The sequence below is a fragment of the Winogradskyella sp. MIT101101 genome, assembly GCF_047126865.1.
Classification (GTDB): Bacteria; Bacteroidota; Bacteroidia; order Flavobacteriales; family Flavobacteriaceae; genus Winogradskyella; species Winogradskyella ouciana.
The window spans coordinates 1,865,603-1,890,512 of the sequence record NZ_CP138982.1 but is presented as its reverse complement, the minus strand read 5'-3'; the positions used below and the strand labels follow the sequence as shown (position 1 = coordinate 1,890,512).

19 protein-coding genes are annotated in these 24,910 nt (G+C 35.1%); 2 read left to right on the top strand and 17 right to left on the bottom strand.

From position 1 onward, the window contains the following. Position 1: 1 nt before the first annotated feature. Positions 2 to 2,887 carry a carboxypeptidase regulatory-like domain-containing protein gene (locus SIB89_RS08570; RefSeq protein WP_412559462.1) on the bottom strand — a complete coding sequence of 962 codons (2,886 nt, stop codon included), beginning with the start codon at positions 2,885 to 2,887 and terminating at the stop codon, positions 2 to 4. A gap of 135 nt (positions 2,888 to 3,022) precedes the next feature. On the opposite strand from SIB89_RS08570, the gene SIB89_RS08565 reads away from it, so the two are divergent. Then, positions 3,023 to 4,102 (top strand): endonuclease/exonuclease/phosphatase family protein, encoded by a 1,080-nt coding sequence (locus SIB89_RS08565; protein WP_155088977.1) that lies wholly within the window; start codon positions 3,023 to 3,025, stop codon positions 4,100 to 4,102. A gap of 52 nt (positions 4,103 to 4,154) precedes the next feature. Here the strand turns inward: SIB89_RS08565 and SIB89_RS08560 are convergent, their stop codons facing one another. Both SIB89_RS08560 and pbpC read right to left on the bottom strand, forming a co-directional pair. After that, positions 4,155 to 4,586: a hypothetical protein gene (locus tag SIB89_RS08560; RefSeq protein WP_412561895.1), complete on the bottom strand. Its 432-nt coding sequence runs from the start codon at positions 4,584 to 4,586 to the stop codon at positions 4,155 to 4,157. A 49-nt stretch (positions 4,587 to 4,635) separates the two neighbouring features. Further along, complete coding sequence (pbpC, locus tag SIB89_RS08555; protein WP_412559461.1) at positions 4,636 to 6,987, bottom strand: penicillin-binding protein 1C; 2,352 nt, start codon at positions 6,985 to 6,987, stop codon at positions 4,636 to 4,638. Positions 6,988 to 7,066: 79 nt separating this feature from the next. Here pbpC and SIB89_RS08550 point away from each other — a divergent pair, with 79 nt between their 5' ends. After that, positions 7,067 to 9,361 (top strand): T9SS type B sorting domain-containing protein, encoded by a 2,295-nt coding sequence (locus tag SIB89_RS08550; protein ID WP_412559460.1) that lies wholly within the window; start codon positions 7,067 to 7,069, stop codon positions 9,359 to 9,361. 68 nt (positions 9,362 to 9,429) lie between these two features. Here the strand turns inward: SIB89_RS08550 and SIB89_RS08545 are convergent, their stop codons facing one another. The 14 genes from SIB89_RS08545 to SIB89_RS08480 all read right to left on the bottom strand — a co-directional run bounded on the left by SIB89_RS08545 (position 9,430) and on the right by SIB89_RS08480 (position 24,875). Further along, complete coding sequence (locus SIB89_RS08545; RefSeq protein WP_412559459.1) at positions 9,430 to 9,750, bottom strand: antibiotic biosynthesis monooxygenase family protein; 321 nt, start codon at positions 9,748 to 9,750, stop codon at positions 9,430 to 9,432. A gap of 126 nt (positions 9,751 to 9,876) precedes the next feature. After that, positions 9,877 to 10,734: an SH3 domain-containing protein gene (locus tag SIB89_RS08540; RefSeq protein ID WP_412559458.1), complete on the bottom strand. Its 858-nt coding sequence runs from the start codon at positions 10,732 to 10,734 to the stop codon at positions 9,877 to 9,879. Positions 10,735 to 10,939: 205 nt separating this feature from the next. Next, positions 10,940 to 16,528, bottom strand: a complete 5,589-nt coding sequence (locus SIB89_RS08535) for an MG2 domain-containing protein (protein ID WP_412559457.1) — start codon at positions 16,526 to 16,528, stop codon at positions 10,940 to 10,942. 205 nt (positions 16,529 to 16,733) lie between these two features. Further along, the gene (locus SIB89_RS08530; RefSeq protein WP_273289285.1) at positions 16,734 to 17,465 is read right to left on the bottom strand and encodes a DUF6090 family protein; all 732 of its coding nucleotides are present in this window, start codon (positions 17,463 to 17,465) and stop codon (positions 16,734 to 16,736) included. A gap of 41 nt (positions 17,466 to 17,506) precedes the next feature. Further along, a complete protein-coding gene (locus SIB89_RS08525) occupies positions 17,507 to 18,256 on the bottom strand; it encodes a DUF6090 family protein (RefSeq protein ID WP_412559456.1) in 750 nt (249 codons plus the stop codon). A 110-nt stretch (positions 18,257 to 18,366) separates the two neighbouring features. After that, positions 18,367 to 19,071: a DUF6090 family protein gene (locus SIB89_RS08520; RefSeq protein WP_412559455.1), complete on the bottom strand. Its 705-nt coding sequence runs from the start codon at positions 19,069 to 19,071 to the stop codon at positions 18,367 to 18,369. Next, the gene (locus tag SIB89_RS08515) at positions 19,068 to 19,790 is read right to left on the bottom strand and encodes a DUF6090 family protein (protein WP_412559454.1); all 723 of its coding nucleotides are present in this window, start codon (positions 19,788 to 19,790) and stop codon (positions 19,068 to 19,070) included. The genes SIB89_RS08520 and SIB89_RS08515 overlap by 4 nt, the downstream gene beginning before the upstream one ends. A gap of 11 nt (positions 19,791 to 19,801) precedes the next feature. Next, entirely contained in the window at positions 19,802 to 20,524 is a 723-nt protein-coding gene (locus SIB89_RS08510; RefSeq protein ID WP_412559453.1) for a DUF6090 family protein, read from the bottom strand. Positions 20,525 to 20,638: 114 nt separating this feature from the next. Beyond that, a complete protein-coding gene (locus tag SIB89_RS08505) occupies positions 20,639 to 21,343 on the bottom strand; it encodes a DUF6090 family protein (protein WP_412559452.1) in 705 nt (234 codons plus the stop codon). Positions 21,344 to 21,375: 32 nt separating this feature from the next. After that, positions 21,376 to 22,059 carry a DUF6090 family protein gene (locus SIB89_RS08500; protein WP_412559451.1) on the bottom strand — a complete coding sequence of 228 codons (684 nt, stop codon included), beginning with the start codon at positions 22,057 to 22,059 and terminating at the stop codon, positions 21,376 to 21,378. 42 nt (positions 22,060 to 22,101) lie between these two features. Beyond that, positions 22,102 to 22,818: a DUF6090 family protein gene (locus SIB89_RS08495; RefSeq protein WP_412559450.1), complete on the bottom strand. Its 717-nt coding sequence runs from the start codon at positions 22,816 to 22,818 to the stop codon at positions 22,102 to 22,104. After that, complete coding sequence (locus SIB89_RS08490; RefSeq protein ID WP_412559449.1) at positions 22,815 to 23,570, bottom strand: DUF6090 family protein; 756 nt, start codon at positions 23,568 to 23,570, stop codon at positions 22,815 to 22,817. Before SIB89_RS08490 ends, SIB89_RS08495 begins: the two co-directional genes overlap by 4 nt. A gap of 1 nt (position 23,571) precedes the next feature. Beyond that, the gene (locus SIB89_RS08485; RefSeq protein ID WP_412559448.1) at positions 23,572 to 24,324 is read right to left on the bottom strand and encodes a hypothetical protein; all 753 of its coding nucleotides are present in this window, start codon (positions 24,322 to 24,324) and stop codon (positions 23,572 to 23,574) included. A gap of 176 nt (positions 24,325 to 24,500) precedes the next feature. Further along, complete coding sequence (locus tag SIB89_RS08480) at positions 24,501 to 24,875, bottom strand: endonuclease domain-containing protein (protein ID WP_412559447.1); 375 nt, start codon at positions 24,873 to 24,875, stop codon at positions 24,501 to 24,503. Positions 24,876 to 24,910: the final 35 nt, after the last annotated feature.

Here is a 24,910-nt window from a genome sequence, read left to right as displayed (position 1 = left end):
ATTAAAATCTTACATAAACGTTAAAGTAATATGTAGTACCATTACCAAAGAAATATCTAGGACCAAATATAGGACCGTTATCTCTTGATTTATCTTCACTGACACGTCTAAAGTTTGCTAAACGCGATTGCTCAAAACCACCGGTTTTATACTCTTGGTCAAATACATTATTTATTGTTGCAAAGAACCCTACAAAGTAATCATTTATTTTCCAAGATTTACCACCAATGATGTTAACTAACATATAATCATCAAACTGCTCTTGCTTTAGTAGCTCTTTAGCAAGGTCAGGATCATAATCGTTAAATGTGTTTCCATCAAAATCCGAGGTAAAGTTAGCTGATCTTGCCAAGTTACTTACATCTAAATACGCATTAGAAAAGAAGTTACTTGTTACACCAACATTCCAAAAATCTGGATCTCTATATTCAAACCCTATTTGAAATGCACGTTCAGGTCCACCAGAAACATGATAGCCATCTAACTGTGTTGTACCATCACCAAAGGTAACTTGAGGATCAATATCACTTCTGTTTAAGAAATCTACACTTGTTAAATATAAATTAGGATCGTTCTGAAAAGTAAACTGTCCAATAGAAGCAGCACCTTTTAATTTAATAGTTGGTGTTACTTGTGCTTCTATACCCAATTCTACACCAACATGTCTTCTTTCTATGTTGGTCATAATTTCCTGTACAAAAGCATCTCCTGTATCTACACCTAAACCAGCCAAATCTTCTGTGAAATAAAAACCGATGTCTGACCCATCTTTAAACCCTGAATAAAAACCAGTAACTCTAGCCTTTACTATTGGTGATCTAAATATATAACTAACATCTACAGATTGTATTTTTTCACTTTCTAAGCCAATCACTTTTGCATTGGATTGTCTTGCATTACCAAAAGAATTTCTAATGCTTGGTGCCTTAGTAAAGTAACTAGCATTAACATCAATTAAATGTTTACCCGTAACTTTATAGGTAAATCCACCTTTAATACCATAATTAGAAAAGTCTAACTTATCGCTTTCTCCAAACGAACCATCATTACCTCCACCTCGAAAGAAACCACTTTCATATAGACCAACTCTTTGATAAGTTGTTTGAGAAACATTTAGTCCAGCATAAAAATCTACTTTGTTATACTTAAATTGTGCTTGGGCAAATGCAGAAATAACATCAGCATGCATCTCATAATTATATTTATAACGATCACCTTCAGTAACAATTCTGTTAGGGTTTCTAACATCACTTTGAGCAAGATTTGCTGCTACCTCATCACTGATTGTTGAGTTGTCATCTTCCTCTGCAAAGAAGTCTACATCCAAATAGCCAGTTCCTCCAAGAAGATCTTCCATACGAGCAAAGTTTTCACTTTTTAAGTTTCTATAACTTACCGCTGCGTTTAATTTAATATTGTCGGTTAACTCCGCATCTAAAATAGAATTGAAAGTTAGCTGTTGATCTTTTACCACATCAGATTGGATAGCGTATAGTGAGTTGCCACCATCAGCTCTAAGTGCTGCATTGGCTTCGTACATTCTGTACCAATCCAACTGACCATCATTAATAAAAGCTTGCTGTGCTAAATAGGCTTGTTGATAATCATAAGCCGTAGGATTATCATCTTGTAAAAAGAAGCTAGGTAAATTTTGGTAATATTCTGGCGTTGGGTTTCTAGCTCCACCAATATAAGCGGTTTCACCGTTAAATTCTACCAGTCTTGTTCCACCATTATCAATTCTACTGTTGGCAATTTCTCCAAACTGATAAGCCACGTTATTATTCAAGCGAACTTTATCTGAAATCTGCCAGTAATGATTAAGCATTAAAATAGGTTCATTGGTTTCTCGCATTCTAGCATTACGCTGTTCACCATTAAGCTCTCCCCAAAAAGGGTTGTACTCACGTCCTTTCAATTCAAATACTTCTTGTGTTATAGCTGTAGAACGACCACGTCTATTCTGAGCATAAATACCAGTAAAGTTTAAACTATGGTTTTCATTCAATTGCTTTTCAACTGCAACAAAAAGTGAGTTGGCATCGTAAAGTGTACCATCTCTAAAACCTTCTTCTCCATAACGTCGAGAACCTAAAACAGAATACGACCAACCTCCTTCTAAAAGGCCAGAACTATAACTCGCCATGACTCTGCCAGTATAACTACGGTTAGCTGATGCATACGAAATGCGTCCGCCTCTTCTATATTTAGAAGCACGCATTATAATATTGTTTGTACCTGCTAAGTCACCAAAGGTGTAATCGTTAGGCGACATACCCATAGTAAACACACGGTTACGCTGTACGTCATTTAAACCTCCCCAATTTGCCCATTGTGGTCTTCCGTTAAATTGTTTGTTCATTTCTACACCATTGATAAGAACCTTACCATTGGCATTGTCTAAACCTCTAGGCCTAAAGAATGTGGCACTAAAGTCAAATGCTGCTGCATTAAGAAATACATCCCTTGAGGCTTGTAATAAACCAGAAATGTTGTCCGTAAGGCCATCATCTTCACTATTCAAATTGTCATCCGAAATTGAAATAATGAAAAGGTCATCCTTATCACTTTGATCATAGTCTAATGTCATCCCGCTAATGTCAACAGTTTGTCCTTCGTTAACAATGATTGGGTAACGTTTTGTAACATAGCCTACTTTTTCCACCTTTAAGACTTGTTCTCCAAGAGGAACGTTTTGGGTAAAACTAAATTCACCTTTCCCGTCCGTGTTTTGGGTTTGTCCGGTTTCTTCAATAGTAATTGTTACATCAGGAATTGGTTCTCCTGTCGTTCCGTCCAAAACACTTCCCTTAACAATAGTTTGCTGAGCAAAACCCGCTAATGAAAAGACAATTCCGAACAGAAAAATTAAAAAACTTTTTTTCATGCTTAATATTAAAATTGATTGTTAATAGGTTAAAAAATGGTTATTTAAGGGTTGCAAATGTACGTTATTTATAATAATTACATACTTTTGGCAAGCAATTTGCTTATGATATAACGATTACATAATATAACCAAGATGAAATTTTTAAAGTCCCTTCTAATTTTAACTGCTATTGTAAGTTTTACAAGCGTTTCTGCCCAAAAGGAAAAACGTTTTAAAATCCATACTGTAGCATTTTACAATTTAGAAAATCTATTTGATACTATCAATGACCCATTAAAATTTGACGAAAGAAGTCCGATAATGGAAATGAAAGCTAATCGTTCTGAAGTCTATAAACAAAAGATAAAGAACATGGCACGCGTAATTGCCAATATTGGTGCTGATAAAGCCAATAACGCACCTGCAGTAATTGGAGTTTGTGAAGTTGAGAACAGAAAAGTTCTAGAAGACCTAGTTAATGATCCCTTACTTTTAGGAAAAGATTACGGCATTATTCATTACGATGGTCCAGATGCAAGAAGTATTGATGTTGCTTTATTATATCAAAAGGCACTGTTTAAACCAGTCGATTCTAGTTCTCATGAATTATTGATTTACGATGATGCAACAAGAAAACGCGTGTATACTAGAGATCAGTTATTGGTAAAAGGTGAGCTTGATGGAGATTTAATTCATATTCTTGTTAGTCACTGGCCATCTCGAAGTGGAGGTGAAGCTCGCAGTCGATTTAAAAGAGTTGCTGCGGCTAGGTTGAACAAACGTTTAATAGATTCCTTACAGTCTGTTGATCCATATGCTAAGATTTTTACGATGGGTGATTTAAACGATGATCCAACAAACGAGAGTGTAAAAGAAGTTTTAAAAGCTAAGAAAGAAAAGAAGGATGTGCCATTAAAAGGGCTCTATAATCCTTATGAAAAAATGTTTACCGAAAAAGGTTGGGGAACTACGGCTTATAGAGATGCTTTAAGTTTATTTGACCAAATCATAATTTCACAGCCTTTACTTGAAGATGACTATTCGTCTTTCAGATTCTGGAAAGCAGGTATTTATAACCCAGCGTATATGTTCAATAAGCGTGGACGTTATAAGGGCTATCCCTTAAGAAGTTTTGCCGATGGTGGTTTTACGGGTGGCTTTAGTGATCACTTCCCTGTTTATGTCTATCTCATAAAGGAAGTGGAAGAAAACGAAGACCAAGAGGAAGATTAATTACAAAGATTACATATTAAAAAGGCGCAAACTTATTTTGCGCCTTTTTTTATTAGTTGAACCAAAGATTCCAAGGTATCATATATAATACCAATGCTAAAGCTATTGTATAAAAAATAGCCAACACCTTAAATTTTGGTTTAGAAACAAGTTTTTTCTTATGTTTAGAATACCCAATGGTTACCAATGCAACCGCTATGAGCATGGTTACGGGATGTTCAATCGCTAATTTTCTAACCGCCTCGCTTTTCATCACTTCTCCAACCGTCATTTCATCAAAATAACCTTTAGTAAACCATAAAATTAATCCTAACAACAGTTGAATATGCATTGTAATTAGGGTAAACAATGAAATTCTAAAATCCTTCGCGTCGAATTCCTTGTCACCAAAAAATTTAACCAAGGCATTTAAGGTTGCAAGTATTAATACGAGTAGAACTAAATAAGCCCAACCCGAATGTAAAAATTGTAAAGTCTCCATAATTGATAGTTGATTTATGAGGACAAAAATAAGGATTTGAAGATGAATGCGATTATTCTGAAATAGTAATTTTATGCCTCAACTCATTTCCCATTTCATCCACAACGGTAATGATATGCTCTCCTTCCGATGGTAAAACAGCCATATCGTGAATATCCTTTGTGGTTCCGATGAATTTACTATCTACATACCAATACAGTTCTAACTCGGGTTTAGAATGTGCAACTTTCAGCACCAAGTCATTGGTGTCGCCGTCAAAATCCTTTGGAAGGAAAATAGTGCTTTGTTGATTGGGATAAATAAATTCCATTGAAATTCCCGAAGATTCAATACAGTCATTTCTATAAGGAGGAAGCGGTTTGTAAAACGGATTTTTATTCTGAAAATAATACGCTTGCAAAGGAGGTAATACAAACCATGATTTGTTGTTAATTCTTGAAACAGCTTCGCAAGAGGAGTTAACTTGAAATCTTTCCGAAGTATCTAAATGTACTAACTGATGAAACGGACACGGTTCAGTTTTTTGGCCACTTTTTTGAATGTGTTTCAATTCCGTATCATCGCAAATTGAAGACGCTCTATAACCACTCTTTTTACAGATGCTGACTTCTAACATTTCGTCATAAGGTTTTGCAAACCAATCACTTTTTGGTAGTACATCAAACACATCAAATAAAATAGGTGCCGCTGTTTGCACACCAACCAAACCTGGTCTTCCTTCACCGTCAGCATTGCCAACCCAAACACCAACCACGTAATCTTTAGTGGTCCCGATTGCCCAAGCATCCCTAAACCCGAAACTGGTTCCTGTTTTCCATGCGATCTCTTGGGACGAATCGTAGAATTCCCAACTCTCGTCGCTTTCTGGTCGGTTGACTTGCTTCATACTTTCAAACGTGAGGTAAATGGAAGCTGCATCAAAAACGGTTTTCTCAGTAGTTAGTTTTCCGAAGTTAATTTTTGATTCAGAATTATAAACAGGTTGAATAAATTCCTTTGTAAAATATTGACTCGAATTATCATTAAAATGATTTAAAGTTGAAGCCATTGCAGCATAACTCTTGCACAAATCCCAAAGGTTGCTTTCTGCACCTCCAAGAACTAGAGATAGTCCATAATGATTGGCATTATATTTTATATCTTTTAGTTGAAGTTGCTTCAAATAATGATAAAACCGATCCAATCCAAAACCTTGCAGCATCCGTACAGCTGGCACATTTAATGAGCGCGATAAGGCTTTGTTGGCATGGACAGCACCATCATAAGACTGATTGAAATTTTCAGGTTGGTAGCTCCCAAACTGTGTTGGTACATCAGCCACTAAAGTGTTTGGCAGTAAATCGCCAGCATCAAGCATGGAGGCGTAAAGAAAGGGTTTTAAAATACTTCCAGTACTTCTGGGTTTATCAATAATATCCACACTTCTTTGATGCGCTCTGTCCGTGGGTGAATTACCAATATAAGTCAAGACTTCTCTGGTATTAACATCTAATACTAATACTGAAATATTATAAATTTCGTTTTGCTTTAACTGATTGTAGTGTTGCTTTACAATAAAATTCGCCTGCTCTTGTAGCGATGATTTTACGGTTGTTTTAATCCGTTTACCTTTATGGGTTTTAGCCACTTTTTGAAGCAAGTGCGGTGCAATTTGTGGTAGCGGATAGGGTTTTTGTGGTAAACCTTCAGCAATGGACAGTTCATAAGTCAATTCATCAATTGTTCCGTTTTCATAGAGTTTTTTCAATAAGCGATTGCGCTTATCCAATAATCGCTTTTGGTTTTTTCCGGGATAAATTAAGCTTGGTGCGTTGGGTAATACAGCAAGCGTGGCACTTTCGGCCCAAGATAAATTATGAGCACTACGATTAAAATATCTCCATGACGCAGCATCAATACCAACCACATTGCCACCAAACGGAGCATGGCTCGCATACAGGTTTAGGATTTCATCTTTTGATAATCTGAATTCCAATCGTGTGGACAGAATGATCTCTTTAATTTTTTCAAGATAGGTTCGCGATTGCCCTTTACGTGATAGGCGAATCACTTGTTGTGTAATGGTACTTCCACCACGTTTTACTGAACCAGAACTCCAATTGTCTTTTAATGCTTTAAAAATGGAAACCGGATTGAAACCAGGATGCTTGTAAAAATATTCATCTTCAAACTGAAGAATACAAGTTTTGAATTTGCCAGGAATACTATCACTCTCTGGGAATCTCCACTGTCCATCTTCGGCGATTAATGCTCCTAATAATTCATCTGATTGACTTGTAATTACAGTTGCTGTAGGATCTTTAAATAATTGATTTGGTAAACAGAAATAATACGCAACGAGAAGCACAAAAATCACTAAAGATTTTATTCTATTTCGCTTAATATATCTGATTAACCTATACATGGACTATACAAAAGTAGGTTTTATGGTCTTTTCGTCGAAAAGTTAAAACTATTACACTAACTTATCTATATATTTAAACGTGCAAAACCCTCGCTTAGATCTTAAATTACTTATAATTTTATGCTTTTCTTTTGTTTCAAAAGAGATGCAGGCGCAATTGGGTTTCTGCCAAGGCAACTCTGGTGATCCTATTTTTGTGGAAGATTTTGGTACGGGTTTACAAGATACGTCACTACCACCTGGCACTACAACTTACACGTATGCGAATGGGCAACCACCAGACGATGGTCTTTATACCGTAACAAGCAACACTAATTATTTTGATTGGTTTGATACTGATGACCATACACCAAACGATTCTAATGGAAGAATGTTGATTGTAAATTCCAGTTTTAGCGCTGGTGAATTTTACAGAACAGAAATAACTGGTTTGTGCGAAAATACGACTTATGAATTTTCGTCATGGCTATTGAATTTAACTCCTGCAAACGGGTTCTGTGGTCCTGGTGCAATACCTGTTAATGTAAGGTTTGAAATTTGGGATAGTACGGATACCAATCTATTGGCTTCTGGCAATACAGGAAACATAAATGGTACTCTGACACCCACCTGGGATCAATACGCTCTAGTGTTTCAAACTATACCTGGTCAGACTTCTGTTATTTTGAAAATGATAAACAATAGTTCAGGTGGTTGCGGTAATGATGTAGCCATTGATGATATAGTGTTTAAAAGTTGCGGTGATACCATTTCGGTAGAAGATAGTAGTAATAGCGATAATATTACAACTTGTAGCACACAGCCATTTTCAGATACGATAACTGCAGTACCTGATAATGCGGTTTTCAGTTCACATTTTTACCAATGGCAAGTAAGTACTGATGGTAACACATGGACAGATATAGCTGGTGAAACTAATGCTTCTATTACGGTAGTTGGGATTGCTACCACTACGTATTATAGAGCTAAAGTTGCTGAATATCAGGCAAATTTGAATAACTCGGATTGTATAACCCTTTCTGATGTGTATCAAATTACCGTAAATCAAGCTCCACCACCTCCAACTACAGAATGTTGGGAAACCGCTACATTTGATGATGCCTCGTGTAGTTGGACAGTAACAGGAACACAACCAGCTGAACCATCTGATTTGGAGTGCTGGGAGACAGCAATGTTTAATGATGTTACTTGTGCTTGGGAAGTTGCAGGCACGCAACCCTCACAACCTACAACAGAATGTTGGGAGACAGCAACATTTAACAATACGAGCTGTTCTTGGGAGGTTTCAGGCACACAACCTACACAACCATCTTTAGAATGTTGGGAAACAGCGACGTTTAATAATACAACCTGTTCATGGGAAGTTACAGGTACGCAACCTGCCGAACCAACCGGATTAGAATGCTGGGAAACTTCATCTTTCAACAATACATCATGCGCATGGGAGGTTTCAGGTACACAACCAATGCAACCAACAACGGAATGTTGGGAAACAGCGATATTTAATGATTCAACTTGCTCTTGGGAAATTACTGGTACGCAACCAGAGGCACCGTCTAATTTAGAGTGTTGGGAAGATGCTACTTTTGATGATAACTCATGCAGCTGGGTAGTTTCTGGTACACAACCCGAAGAACCAACCGATCTAGAATGTTGGCAGACCACGTCGTTTAATGAAGAAACTTGCGAGTGGGAAATTAAAGGTACGCAGCCGTTAGAAATTAGAGATGAATTTGTAACGCTTTGCGAAGATAATGACGTAATGCTTATCGCTACTTCAGATATTTCAGACCCACAATATCAGTGGGCTTCTGGTGAAATGTCCCAATCCATAACCGTTGACGCTGAAGGTATTTATGAAGTTGAGGTAACTGATGGTTGTCTAACAGAAATCATAACGTTTACAGTCACGGAAATTGAAAATCCGATTATTGATAGTATAGTCACTCAGGGAAGTTCCATAATAGTCAACTTGGCTAATACAGGGAATTTTGAATATTCACTCGATGGTGTAGATTACCAGTTTAGTAATGTGTTTAACAATCAACCAAGTGGATTATATACAATCTATGTTAGGTCTAATGAATGTGATGTTGTGGTAACCCAAGAGCATTTTCATTTTTATATTCAGAAGTTTATGACACCTAATGATGATGGTGTTAATGATTTCTTTTCTTTAAATATTACTCAATTTTTCTCTTCTACTGAAGTATATATTTTTAATCGCTATGGAAAATTATTGTACTCGGCTTACAACACGGATATAAATTGGGATGGCACTTTTATAGGTAATGAGCTTCCAACCTCAGATTATTGGTATCGCATCGTTTTAGATGGACAAGTAATTAAAGGACATTTTACTTTGAAAAGATAAAAGCTTATTGTCACACTGCGCACAGTCGAAGTGTCTCTATTTGCTATTTAGCTTTATGCCAATTAATTTTAAGATTCCTGCTTTCGCAGGAATTCATACTCACGTTCCACTTTACAGATTCTCACATTATACCAATTGTACCATTGTTCGCGCCCTTTTTGTTGTGCGAGCAAATGCTCAGTATTGGCTTTCCAATTTTTTATGGCTTTTAGACTCTCCCAATAGCTAACCGTTATTCCAACTTCATTTTTAGCAGATTCTATTCCTAAATAACCTTTTTGTTGTTTAGCCAAGGCTTCCATTTTTTCAGCCATTTTTGTGTAGCCTTTAGTGTCTTCTGTTTGTGTTGAGGTGAAAATTACGGCGTAGTATGGTTTGAAGTTTTTCATATTTTATTTCCCATGAAAACGGGAGTCTCTTAAATTAATATTTTTTGTCAGGTTGAGCGCAGTCGAAACCTATTTGAAGTTAATAAGTTTCAAAACCTTTCGACTGCGCTCAAGGTGACAATTATTTTACTTAGAACCTTTAGGTATCTCAAATTCTATTATTTTCTCTGTGATATTATCTTCAAAATCCGTCAAGATAAATTTAATAAAAACACGGTTTGTAGAAACGCTCACAGGGAAATCTTTTACATTTTCTATGGTCTTTACATAAGCCAACCAATCTTCACCACATTTATCAACGACATCATCTTTTAAGTCCTTAGTGGCAGTTTCTATAAAATCAATCCAGTCCTTTTCTGTATAAGTTGAGGTTTCAAAAGTGTTAGACTTTAATTGTTTTAGAGGCTTCCATTCGGTATCAAATTGTTTCCATTCGTTACTGCTACAATTAGCATCAGCACTCATAAAAGAAAAACTGTTTTCATAACGCTGAAATAAACTGACTTGCTTATAATCGTTATCAACTAAAACAACATGCTTCCCTTCTGGTGAATCACTTACATCAACATTGATAGTTGCCTTATCTTCATCTTTTAAATCATGGGTTCTTTTGTAATCACTGGTTGCAAGGTTTTTGATTTCAACCTTTACGTCACCGAGATTTAATCGTATGGTTCTGGCAATTTTATTTGGTGATAAATAACCGTTGAACACATAACCAATATGGTTTCTGGTTTCTACCTTAACCCATTTTCCGCTAATTTTCTCTCCTCCATCGAGTACCACCAAATTTTTATCAGTTTCTTCTAATACGCCAATGGCTTCGCCATAGGCTAATTTTGTTAGCATTTTACCACTAACATCTGGTTGATCTCTAAGGGATAAACCACTTTCTGCAGCTACATAAGCTTCTTCTTGTTGAGCAGTTAGTACTGCTAGATTGAATACGAATCCGATCGCTAAAATCATTTTTAAATTGTTCATAATTACTTGTTTTTAAGTTAAACATTTTAGCGGTTTATGTTTAGAATTCTTGTCTTCCGGACGACAAGTTTTAGTTTGTTTAGAAGTGTCATTGCGAGGCTGACTTTTTTGTCAGCCGTGGCAATTAGTTTAATTTTAGTTCTCATTACAGAGAGATTGCCACGTTATTCGTTCCTCATTCCTCGCAATGACAGTATCTTTTATGTTATTTTTCTACTGTAACCCATTTACCTTTATTCCTCACCAAGTAGTCATCATTATCGTACATGGCTTCGGCTTGTGCGCCAGGTAAATAATAGGTACCCAAATAAGATGTATTCAACATTACGGTGAATGTTTTAGTGCCATACTTTCCTTTTCTATTCATGTCGAAATAGAAGTTAACGCGATCATCTCTAATATCTGTATATCTGGCTTGGCTTACTGTGGTATCTCCAAAATCGGTAAATCTTGTATTCACAATATCCCAGCCAGATGGGAAAATCTGAGTCAATGCCACATCATTTACGTTATTACTGGTTAAGTTTGAAATGCTAACCGTTGCTACAAAATCCTGTCCTTGTTGCAACTTGGTCACATCAATCTTGTTGCCTTGTAAATCTTTATAGACTGTTGAAATGGACAATCCACGTTGTTCAGTTAATTCTTCTCCGAGTTTCAATTTTCCTGAATTGAGAATTCTTACGTAAACCAGATTATCTCTTTCATTGGTAATCACAATTTGATTTGAACCTTCATTTATAGGAATGTTGCGCTGTGCGATGCCATTTTTAGTATCAATGGTTTCGGTTTTACCATTGATACTATAGGTCAGTTTTAAATCTTTACCACCATTTTGCATAATCAGTTTTCCCATGGCCAATAAGCTATATGCTGTGGTTTGTGTACTCATCCAACGGTCACTAGATAATGATTTTGCTATACTCTTCGCGAGTTCTACTTTTTCAGGATGATTGGTCAACAACATGGTTTCTAATGCCATAGCTCTATTTCTATGTAGTGAGCCATAAGTGTAAGCGTTGGATTGTGGTGGCTGAAAATCGATATTAGCCGTTTTTGAAATCGCTTCACTGGCTTCCTTTTGACCAGCCAATGCATAAGCCGCAGCCAATCTCCATTTAGCATCATTTGATATTTCATCAAACTCTCTCAATCGGTTCATACTTGCCAAATCCGGACTACCAGCTAAGGCCAAGGTATAAAGTCGATACGCTTGTGCTAAATCACTATGGTATACACGGTAACTCGGTCGCCAATTACGAGCAGCTTGTCTTTGATAGGCAAGCCAGTTACTTTTGAAAGTTAATGGTAAAACAAATCCTTTTTTCTCGGCTTCTATCATAAAATGCCCAGCATAACTTGTTCCCCAATCATTGGCTGTGTTTTCTCCCATCCAATAACCCAATCCGCCATCAGCATTTTGAAAACCTCCTAATCTTCTAATCCCATTTTCAATATTACGTTGTACTTCTTTTTTCTTTTTATCCGTTAGATCGAAAATCTCTGCCAAGAACAATTGCGGAAATACACCAGATGTGGTTTGTTCTACACAACCATGAGGATAACGAATAAGGTAAGCCATACGTCTCGAAAAATCCATTGGTGGTAAGGTTGAAAACTCTACCGTTGCTGAATTTGTTCCAGGCACTCCAAAGGTGTTAAAGCTAACAGTTTCTTTTGCATTGGCCTGCAGTTCGTTATCAATAACACGAGAGGTCATTAGGTTCGGATTTTCAATATCAATCTCTACTTTGTAGGTTGATTTTTCGCCATTTCCTGTTGCAACAACTTCAATGGTATTGATGCCTTTTGCTTTGGTAACATCCAATTCAAAATAGACCATTTTTTCATCCGGTTTGCTGAATTGTAGTGATTGAGTTTTATTGCCTTTTACGGTGATTCCGTCACTGAGTTTTAATGATAGATTGACATTCTTAACCTTATTTTCCATAGCGAAAACGGTAATAGGAAGTGTTACTTTTTCGCCTGGACTCAACTTACGAGGTAAGGTGGCCAAAACCATGAGTGGCTTTTTAACCTGTACTGATTTTTCGGCACTACCATAGGCTTCTTTATTGTTATTGCCAGCGACAACCATTGCTCTAACAGCTCCAACATAGTTTGGCATTTTAAGCTGATGTGTTTTGGACTGCCCTTCCTTCAACAAAAAAGGCCCTAGATATGTCACAACGGGTTTAAACCGATTCGCTTTTTTGTTTTTGCCTTTAGCGGCAGCACCATCTCCACCAATGGCGAAAACTTGGTCTATACTGCCAGAGTAGGCTCCAATAACATCATCGAAAATATCCCAGGTTTTTACGCCTAAAGCTTCACGAGCGTAGAAACTATTCCAAGCGTTTGGTGTTTTAAATCGGGTTAAATCCAATAAACCTTCTTCCACAACAGCAATGGTATAGGTCATTGGTTTGTTGTTCTTTTCAGATACTTTTATTTCATAGGATTGTTCTGGTTTAATAGCATCTGGCATATTGATTTGTGGTTCTAACTTCGTTGCAGGATTTTCTACCATCATAGGAATGACGCCATACAAACGAATCGGTAAATCGTTGGACGTGATAGCGTGTGGCTGCAACAATGAAATATTGATGAACACGTTTGGTGCCATTTCGGCCGTGACAGGAATATCGACTGTGGTTTCACCTGGGCTTGTTTTTATCCATTGGTGTTGCAACACTTCAGTACCATTTTCAATGCTAACGAGTGCTCTACCTTCACTACCAGATGGGAACGTTAATTTTGCAGTGTCACCAACATTGTAGTTGTCTTTATCGGTTGAGAAGACCAACATTTTAGCGGCTTCCTTATCTCCCGCTGGCGAGTTGGACCACCAGTTTTTATAGAAATAAGCCGTACGACCAGTAGCGTGTCCACTCACAGGATCAACCACTCTGATTAAATAACGACCTCTGTCGTTTTCTGGAATGTTGACTTTAAAACTAGCTTTTCCATTGGTATCTGTATCGATTTCATATTGCTGAACAGGTCTGTGGTAATTGCTAGATACGTAACTTGATAGGTTATCGTAAGACGAATTCCACCACCATCGCCATTCAATTTTATAAACTTTGACTTCTAGTTTTTTTCGTTGAATGGGTTTGCCTTCAGCTGTAACCGTTGCGATATCAAAAGTGTGGTTTTCATTTGTAAAATAAGAACCATAACGACTCCCTTCTGGTGAACGCAAACCAACAAAACTCTCGTAAGGTGCGTAAGGCATTGTGAATGCGTCGAGTGAAAAATCACCACCATTCTCAAAAGCTCTTACCAAAAATTGAGCGGTTAACATGCCTGGTGCATTTTTGCCAATATTAAGCTTTGCATCTACTTTCGCATTTCCGTTCGCGTCTAAATAACCTTCAAAAACATTGGTTTCTTCGGTGTTGAATCGTTTTGTAGGGTCATTGAAAATATAGTTTTTGTACCCTTTAAAGCTTGTATTTGTGGTTGTGAATTTTGCTTTTATTTCAGCTTTTAGGTTCTTTGCTGGTGCACCATGTAACCAAGCCACATTAAGGTCTCCTTGTAATGGTTTGTTGTTGGTCAGCACATCATCTTCAAAATCGATTTTAATTTTTAGACGATTTGGTTTTACCGTTTCAATTTTTAAATTTTTCGTGAAATTAGCACCACCAACAGAAACTTTTGCATTGTAATTTCCGGTTTTGTAATCGGATGAGGTTGGTACCTTAAAATCATAAAAGTTGTTGATGTTATCCACAGAGATCTTTCTATAAACAAGTTTACCAACTGGGTCTGTGATTTCCAATTTTACAGGATGACGTTTTGGTAGTTCATTGGCTTTGTCATTCAGCACAAAAGTTAAGAACAAACTATCACCTGGTCGCCAAACTCCACGTTCTCCATAGATATAGCCTTTTAGGCCTCGTTGCAATCTGCTACCAGACACATCGAACTTACTTAGAGATAACGAATTACCGTCCAACAGTTTTACATAGCTCACATTTTTTCCTTTTGAAACGATAGCAAAAGCCGCACGTTTTTTCGCATCAATTTCTAAAATTCCGTCACCATTTGTGATGCCTTTTGCCAATTCTTGTTGCTGGTAATTGTATAAGGTGACTTTAGCGCCTGACTCTGGATTGGTAGACAAGATGTTGGTCACAGCAAAAAAGTAAGTGTTGTCATTACCTTGCTTTGCAATCACACCAAGATCTGAACCGATTAGGTTTGCAGCAACCGTTCTGTTACCATAGTTAAAATAGGATGCTGTACATGGATTGTCTCTGTCGCGATATCTGTAATTATTATTTCTGTAATTGTAGGTTAAATTATCCCAATAGCGTTCTTCTCTTAGTTCTTGCTCTTCTTCACTGATATCATTGGTAGCATAAAAATCCTCTTCGTAGTAATCGTCGTAATAGTCATCATAATAATCGTCTTCTTCTACTTCAGTCGTTTCGGAATTTGATGTGCAATCGTATAGCGAATAATCGCGCTTAAAACTCAATTCTACTCTATAAATAGCACCAGGATCAGCAGTTAAATATTTAGATAAATCAATGCTATAAGCTTTCCATTTGCCTGTATTTTGAGATTTTGTCTGAATAAGGGTTATAGTTTCTTTTGCAATACGACGGCCAACATGTTTTATGTGATATTCGTTGTTGCTATTGATGTTGTTTTCTTGAAGAAATTGCAATACGTTGTCTTCATAAATTTTAATGATTCTTACATCGACTTTACTCAAGTTAACCGCTTCAAAATTGAATTTTAAGTCTTTTGAATTTGGTAAAATAGAACCATTACTTATCAAACGTACTTGTGGTTTTAATTCTTCAAACGTTAGGGTTTGGGTAAATGCATTTTTGAGTTTGAAACCATCTGTGTTTTTGATTCCTGTAAAGACATCAACTTTTATATCTCCAACTAATTTATTGTCTGGATAAACTTTTAAGACGTTGCCATCTACTATATACTTTGGATTCTTCACATTCTGAATGGTGACCAAACCAGCAAAGTTTTGCTGCTTTTTTAGTGGGTCTGAAAAATTAATGGATAAATACTGCTCTGGATTTTGAATCACGTTGGTTTCTACAATAGTAAAATTGTTCTTTCCTGGAATGTCGATTGAGTTTTCACCTTTATTATCTGCTTTTATGGCTTTGCCATTCCAGCTTACGTTGACCTTGCTGTCTTCAATGTAGCGTTGAATGCTGTCTATTTTGAATTCGAAATATTTTGAACGTTCGTTATTTTCTAACCAAACAATATTTAGCTCATTTTTGTTTTGTGAAGCCGATACCAGTTTTTTGGCATCATTAAGTGAAATAACATCTGCGGACTGCAACACACCTGATACATATTGCCATTCTTTGCTATAGGATTGTAGGTTGTTGGTGATAATGTTGAAGCTAGGTCTTATGGTTTTAAACTTAAAGGTGTAATACTCAAAATCTTTGGGAATGTTGGTGTAAATATCATCTAGTTTAACGGTGACCGTATATTCTGTATTTGGCTCTAATGGTTCGTCTGGTGTAAATAAAAGGGTGTGCTTATTGATGGTCTTTAAAGTGCCTTGTGCATAAGGATGCATTTTCACCAGTTTGTCATCTAGCTCTTGCTCTGCCTCCCAGGCCACTACTTCTTGCGCAAGATTAATCCTAATTGGCTCTTCAACAGATACATGTCCAGAAGTTGTATAACTGATATAATCTCTGTATTTAAAAATATTATCGGTTTCAACAGGTTTCTTTTTACAGGAAAAAATGATTGAGAAAAGGCATAGGAGGACAAGGTGCTTTTTGGTGTGCATGATGATGAATTTAAAGGTAAAACTTCGACTTAAAAAAGAGAGAGTAGGTGCTTTCTTGTTAAATATTTACGCCAGTTTTTAAACGTTTAGACTTTGGGCTATTGTTAAATTGTTCTTAAAGTTAAGGATAATAGGTTTTAATTGAAGTAATCTACCCCTTAATCCCCTTCCAGAAGGGAAAGTACTAAAGATATGTCTGAAGAATTTAATCATTAGCTTCAAGGGTTTTTAACAATACCGATTTTGTTTCTTTTAACTCAGACAACAATGCTTCAAAATCTTCTTTAATCTTGTAGTTGTAGAAATACCTGTTATCTATAAGGTTTTCAAATTTTTGACTGAGAAAAATAGTTCTGAATTCTGTATTAAATGCAGAACCTTTAGTGTCTTTTTCAAAAGAAGAGAACTGATAGTCCATTTGTCTCCAGTTGAAATTATCATATAAAAAAGGGACTAAATAGCTGTTAAGATCCTCATTGTTTATCGCTTCACTATGTTGAATATCCTCAACCATGGTACGCCAACTATACAATCTATTTCGTAATGTATCTGATGGGATTAGAGCAACACTACCGTTATTAATACCTTCACTTAGAGTTTCCATTTTAAGGTCAATACCAGTACTCTTTAGAACATTGTTAATAGCTCTATTTATCTCTTCTTTATTTAGGTCTTCTACATTGGGTTCGTGGAACATGTTTAACAATGCTCTTGCGCTGTTTCCAATGGTATCAACGCGTGCTATATTTTTGTTTATTTCATCAATATTGCTCTCCATTTCTGGAACTAAACGTTTTAAAAAATTAACAGCTTGCTCATTTTCTTTTCGTTGTTCATTCCAATTGTTGATTGATAGTGCAATGAGAATACCAATAACTACAAGAATAATTTCACCGATGGCGTATTTGAGGTAGCGTGTTGTTTTTCCCGTTTCCATAAGCTTATAACGTATATGTCTAAAAAATTTAATCACTGATCTTAATTTTCTAATTCTGAATTTATAGTATGGATAAGTTTTTTACAGCTTTCAATAAAATCTGCAATGACCCTTCTTCTAATTTTATTAGTGGTTTTATAATATTCCGCCTTTCTAAAAAACCCTGTATATATTTTAGAATTGGGTCTATGTATCCAACTTGTATCTATATCCTGAAGTTTTTGAGGTGATTGTTTTAATCTATCCAAAAGAAGAGATAGAGGGTATATATCCTTGTTGTATGCAATATCCTGACCATTGCTGTTAATTTCAGAAAATGCACTTATATATCTTTCCCCTAATATATAATGACTGATTAACTGTTCTCGTAGTGATTTGTTTTGTAGTGAATATAGGCTACCATTGTTCTGCATTTCGTCAAACGTACTTCTACTGACCTCAAAAGTTGTCCAATTGGTGCGTACTAATGAATCTATGACACCAAAATCTTTAATAGAAGGATTGTTTTTAAATAGTTCCAGTCCCCTTATGGTATTTTTTTTTCGTATTGAATAAACCGAGTCGGTTTTTTGAAGCAATCTTATATTGTTTGTTAATTCCTTTTTTAAGTTTTCCAAATACACTTTTTCCTTTTGGATTGCCAAACGATTTTGGTTCCAGTTGTTCACCTGTAAGGCAATCAAAATCCCAATAACCACAAGGATGATTTCGCCAATGGCGTATTTGAAGTAGCGACCTGTTTTGTTTTTACTCATGAGCTGGTATCTAATTCGTCTGAAGAACTTTATCATATTTCTTGTTTCTGTTTTTTCCGCAAGCGGCTATCTTCACCAAAGGTCTACAAGACCTTTGATTTTGCAAAAGCAAAATTTTGTTTCGATAACGTATTTTTCGGAAGAGTTTAATCATTTAAAATATTGTTTATAGAATTAATAGACATTAAACATAAATTATAAGCTTCTTTTACTTTGTTAGATTGGGTATATAAATAATTGGTTCTAATTAGGTTAGGTAAAAAATTACCAGACATAATCTCAATTGTTTCTTCCTTAGTCGGTTTATCTAGGCGGCTTAAATGAATATTGAAATAATCCACCATTTTTTGCTGCTTTTCGGTACCAAGAGCAAGTTTAATGGATAGATTATCATATGTATTATATAATTTTACAAGATTCCGTCGAATTGAATTGTCTGAAATGATATTGAGGTGACTACTATTTTTTATCTCGTCTATTGTAGTGGTGTTTGGTGTAAAGTCACTAACAAAGTTAATTTGGTTTTTTAAATATATAGCTAATGAATCTTCTTTTTGATGATTTCCTTGGGCATAGTTGATCAATTTCTCTTTTGAATAAACGGCTACATCAAAAACGTGAACCAAGGCTGCAAGTTTAACCGAGTCAGATTTTAAGTCTTCACGGAGGTTGGAGAGATAATATTCTTCTAACCTTTTATCTTTTTTGTTATCATTCCAGTTATTAATCTGTAGCGCAATCAATATCCCAATAACAACAAGGATAATTTCACCTATGGCGTATTTAAGGTACTTTCCTGTTTTGTTTTCACTCATAAGGTTGTATCGTATTTTTCGGAAGAATTTAATCATTGACTTATGTAATTATTAATCTTTTCTATTAAATTTTCAATGGCAACTATGGTGTTTTGATAATCCTGTATTTGGTTAAATTCTAATGTTATGATTCTGTAGTGAACAATATTTTTATACTTATGGTCAATCCAAATTTTTTGATAGTCTATTGGTGTTGCTGAATCTTGAAAGTCCAATGCGATGAAATTATCAAGGTAATAAGGCCTCACAACTTGGTTAACACTACGTTCGTTTTCCAGAAAGGTTTCCAGAAGGCGATAGTTGTTTTCAAACAGATCTACGATTTGGGCTCTTAAATGCTTATCACGTATGATTTGTAATCCACTGGACTTTAAATCTTCGTAAAATGCATGGTTGAGTCTTACATTCCTAATGCCATATACCTTGCCAAACAAGGTGTCCATATCTTTGGAATAAGGATGTTTCGGATTTTTTAATAAAGAATCTAAAATAAGTAGTACCTTTTGGTCATTCTCGTCTTTTTTAAACGTGTTTTTTAATAAGTCTTGATCATTTTTAAGACCTTCCTTAAGTTCGTTTAATATACCCAACTCTAACTTATGAGCCTGGTTGGTAGTGTTCCAATTATTAATTGATAAAGCAATGAGAATTCCAATTACCACGAGGATGATTTCGCCTATAGCGTATTTTAGGTAGCGAGATGTTTTTCCAGTTTCCATGAGGTTGTATCTTATTTTTCGGAAGAGCTTAATCATATCTAAATATACTATTCTAAGTATGAATTAATATCGTCCACTAATTTTTGAATTACTGGTATGGTTTTGCTATAGACATCTAATTGATTGACTTCAAGGCTCAGAATGCGATAGGCCACAATATTCTCATAATAGGTATCTTTCCATACTGACTCAAAGTTATTGGGTGTGGCTGAGGTCCATAGTTTGATGTTGTTGAAATTTTGCAGATAATAAGGGCGTGTCACCTCATTTATTGATGGCTCGGCCACGGAAAATACATCGCGCATTTCTACATAGTTTTCTTCAAAAAGTTGAACGATTTGCAGACGTATATCATCGTTTTTTATAATCCTTAGGCTGGTGGCTTTAAGGTCTTCGTAGAATGCTCTATTTAAAAATACTTTACGAATTCCATAAACCTCTCCAAAAAGACTGTCTAGAGATTTTGAGTAAGGATAGGTTTTATCTTGAAGCAACTGTTGCAACTTTTTCATTTGGCGAACTGCTTGTTTGCATTTAACTAGCTGTACTTCCATTTTCTCTTTATCTAATTGCAATCCTTTTTTAAGCTCTAATAGAATTTTTTCTTCATTACTATTATCGACTCTATTGGTATTCCAATTGTTCACCTGTAATGCAATAAGAATGCCGATGACTACAAGGATAATCTCGCCAATGGCGTATTTGAAGTAACGTCCAGTTTTGTTTTTACTCATGAGCTGGTATCTAATTCGTCTGAAGAACTTTATCATATTTCTTGTTTCTGTTTTTTCCGCAAGCGGCTATCTTCACCAAAGGTCTACAAGACCTTTGATTTTGCAAAAGCAAAATTTTGTTTCGATAACGTATTTTTCGGAAGAATTTAATCATTTATTTAGACGTATTTCTTCATTGATTTTATGAACCACTTGCTTTAAACGTTGGGCACTATTTCTAGAATTTATTGCTGTTTGCTTTCTTCTGTAAGCCAATTCTGTGCACATATTAAAAAATTCAACATCCTTAATCATGGATTCATAATTTATAGGATGTAAACCTGAGTTAAGATTTTTGGCCTTCCAATGACGTGAGAAATATTTATTTTGAAGTGGTAATACTACATTAGCGTTATATCGATCGTTTCTCGCTTGAATATATGGATCGAAATGTTTTAATTCAATCTCAAAGATATTGCTGATAGCATTTTTTAAACTATCATTAGAAATGAGATTTGCATCCACAACTTTTAAATTTTCATATGCGGTACGCTCAAAGCTAATATTGCTATAGACATGAAACAATGAAAATAAACTATCCATTTCAGGTCTATATGGTGTTTGGTTTTCACAGAAACTCAGAATTTGAGTGATTGCTTCATTCAAGCTCAAACAATAGTCTGCATTTTCTTCTAGCCACAAAATATTTTTTTCCAGATTGCTTTTTATTTCTTTTAGTGTAGCAATCTCTAGTCGTTTTTGTTTTTGTTCTTCGTTCCAGTTATTGATTTGAAGGGCAATAAGAATTCCAATAACCACCAGGACAATTTCACCAATGGCGTATTTGAGGTAGCGACCAGTTTTTCCTTTTTCCATTAATTTATATCTTATTTGTCTAAAGAACTTTATCATTCCTTTAAATAATTATCAATTGCGTTTATAAGTTTTGTGTTATCTTTTTGAATAATTTCAAAACTTTGTAGCGTAGATTCCCTATTGCCAAGGTTCATTTTCAGCATCATTAAAAGTCGTGAATCATCACTGAGGTTTTGGTAATCATTAGGTATGCCATACTCACCAAATTTCCAGTCCTTGAAATTATTTATCAAATAGGGTCGCCAGTCAGTTAAAAATTCTGTTTCGTCGTCTAGGGTAGCTGAATTGAGATTACCCAACAAAATATTATAGTATCTAACGATTTGTTTTTCAAAGGCATCATCTTTGAGCTGCTCCATTCCTAATTTTTTAAGAGTATTATAGCCATTATCAACCAGTAGGATTCGGCGCATAATCAAAACTCTACCAAAATGTTCATTAAAACTGCTGTCTAAAAGTTCCTTGGATTCTAACTTTGCTATAAGCTCTCTTTGCATTTTTACGTCTTTTCGCTGTGTTTTTAATACATAAAAAATAGGGATACTATCACCCACAAGATTGCGTCTTATTTCTTTGAGGCTTTTTGTTAATTTTAAATTTAACTTTCTGTTTTCATTCCAATTATTAATCTGTAGAGCAATAAGAATCCCAATGACCACAAGAATGATTTCGCCAATTGCGTATTTTAAGTATTTACCTGTTATTTTTGTACCCATAAGGTCATATCTTATTTTTCTTAAAAAGCTTTTCATTCTTAATTATAATTGTTCTAGTAATAACAGGGCTTCTTTTGATTTATTTATTATCATTGTTCCAAAGCGCTCCATGACATAGGCAAGTTCTTCCATTTCTTGCAGACGATTGTGCTGATGTAATAGTGCTTTAATGAGGGTGTTTTTATCTGGTTCTATACCATGGGACTTATAAAAATCATTATTTTCTGTAATATATTTATTTCGTGCACTAAGTTCTCCAATGGCTATTTCTATAATCTTATCATTGGCTATTACCAATCTATTTTGTAAATACCCAATATCAATTAAAGCGCGTCGTTGTTCTTCGGTTAGCAATGCTGAATTACCAGAAGATTGCATGTCCAAAAATATTTGATTGATGGGAAAGTAACGATAAAAGGGTGTGTTGAGATTTAGTGAACTGTCAAGCTTTTGTTGAATAGAAACAGTACTTTGAGTTGAAAACGATTTAAATTTCTCAATTTCCAGTAGTTGAGATTTACCTACTGCTATATGCTTATCTATATTTGTTGTATCTCTAATTAAATCAGACTGAAGACTTTCTATATAGCCATGGGTTTTGTTATTTAATTTTCGGCTTTCATTCCAATTATTAATCTGTAGCGCAATTAGAATTCCTATTACTACTAGTAGAATTTCTCCTATAGCGTATTTGAAGTACTTGCCTGTTTTACCTGTTTCCATGAGATTGTATCTAATATGTCTAAAAAATTTAATCATTGCTTTTTCAATTCAGATTGGATTAACGAGATAATTTCGTCGCATTGGTCTATAAGAATTTGGTATTCTTTTTTGGTATAACGTAGTCTGTGTAATCTTAGTAAAACGTAATTTTCAAAGGCTTGGCTTTGATATATTTTGGTGTAATCAGTTATAAATCCAGATGGTGTATCCGTTACTGTTTTTACCCTCCCAATGTACAATGTGTAATTTTGGTGTACAAAGGGAAAAATATCATTTGATAAAAGTTCGCGTGTTCTGGCCTCAGTCTCTACTTTATGATCTATTAATTCTATTTTCCAATTGCTTAGCATAAACTGTAAGTCTTCATTCTGAATGATCTTTATTTTTCCGGTATTTAAAGTTTCCTCCAAGTAACTTGTGCTAATATCTGCAGTAGATCCGGCTAATAACCTATTTATTAAACTATCTGATGCTTGCCTGCTCAGACTGCCATCCCATTTACTGCCCGTGTGCTTAAATATTTCATGAACATGATTAAAAATGGTGTCGTTGGTATTTGTAGTTTCAATAAAATCATCTTTACTATTCTGAAATTCCTTTAAAAGCGCTAATAAGATCTTTTTTTCCTCGTTCTGTATTTTATGATTTTCATTCCAATTGTTAATTTGTATTGCAATGAGAATTCCTATCACTACAAGGATGATTTCGCCAATGGCGTATTTGAAATATTTGCCAGTTTTATTTTGCTCCATGAGGTTGTATCTTATTTGACGGAAGAATTTTATCATACTAGTCTTCGTGTTTTTTTATCTCTAATTCAATCATATCAATAACTACATCAATATCTTCGGCCATTAACTTTAAATAAGTAATTGAGTCATTTTCTGAGACTTCCTTCCACCTTTGAACCGCATCCAATCCTAAAATAATTTGTGGCATATTTTCATCAAACTCTAAATAAGATTTTAGTTGAGGTTGATTTTTAAGTCTGCTATCTAATGTTGATGCTCCTCTATAAATACCTAAGTCCTGAAGCATATTATTTTTTCCTTTATCGGAAAACTCACTGTTCTTTAATATTTCTTCTTGAAATCGAAATACATCAATGAGCTTATTTCTAATAGTTAAAGGAATTAAAATAATTTCACCACTACTACGTAAGGATTCTATAGTGTTTGAATTGAATGACAATGGTGTAGAGATTATATTTAATGTCATGAGATGATCATAGACTTGTGATGGTGATAAATCAGTTGCGGAATATATTTCTAGATAAGTGTTGTATTCCTTCCTATCTTTCTCAAACAATTTAATGATCTCATTTGTAAACTGCTTGTCTTTGTTTAGGTCTTCTAATAGTTGTACGTAATAGTCTTGTCTGGTACTATCAGTCTTTTTGTTCTCTGCATTTTGATTTATTTGTAAAGCAATCAAAATCCCTAAAACGACGAGTATAATCTCACCAATTGCATAGATGAGGTATTTCGAAAATTTGTTTTCGGATAATAGTTGTTGGCGGATTCGCCTAAAAAATTTAATCATTTACTTTCTTTATGAAAGCAAATTAGGTAAATGGTTGTAGTTGAGGTTGGTTAATTATATGTGTATGAAGATAATGAAATGTTACAAATCAAAATAACACCTACCCCTTAATCCCCTTCCGGAAGGGGAATTGTTGTGATTAATATTATTGTTTTGAGTTCCCTTCCTGAGAAGGGCTAGGGATGGGTTTGTAAACCATCAATCTCTTTTACAATTTCTCTTAATACCCAACTAAGATTATTTCTGACATCCCAATCACTAAAGCGAATAAATTTTACACCTAAGGATTCAAGTTTTTGTTGTCGAAGTTTATCTTTCTCTTCCTGTCCTTCTTTAAAATGAATTGAACCATCAACTTCAATAGCTAGTTGCAAATCTTTACAATAAAAATCGACAATAAAATTATCGATTGGTATTTGTCTACTGAATCTTACTCCAATTTTTTTGTTACTTATTTCTCGCCATAGAGCTACTTCACCCAAAGTCATATTTTTGCGAAGTTCTTTTGCTAATGCGACTAGTTTAGGATTATATGGTATTATTTTTCTCATTTTGCACCCATCCCTTAATCCCTTCCCAAGAAGGG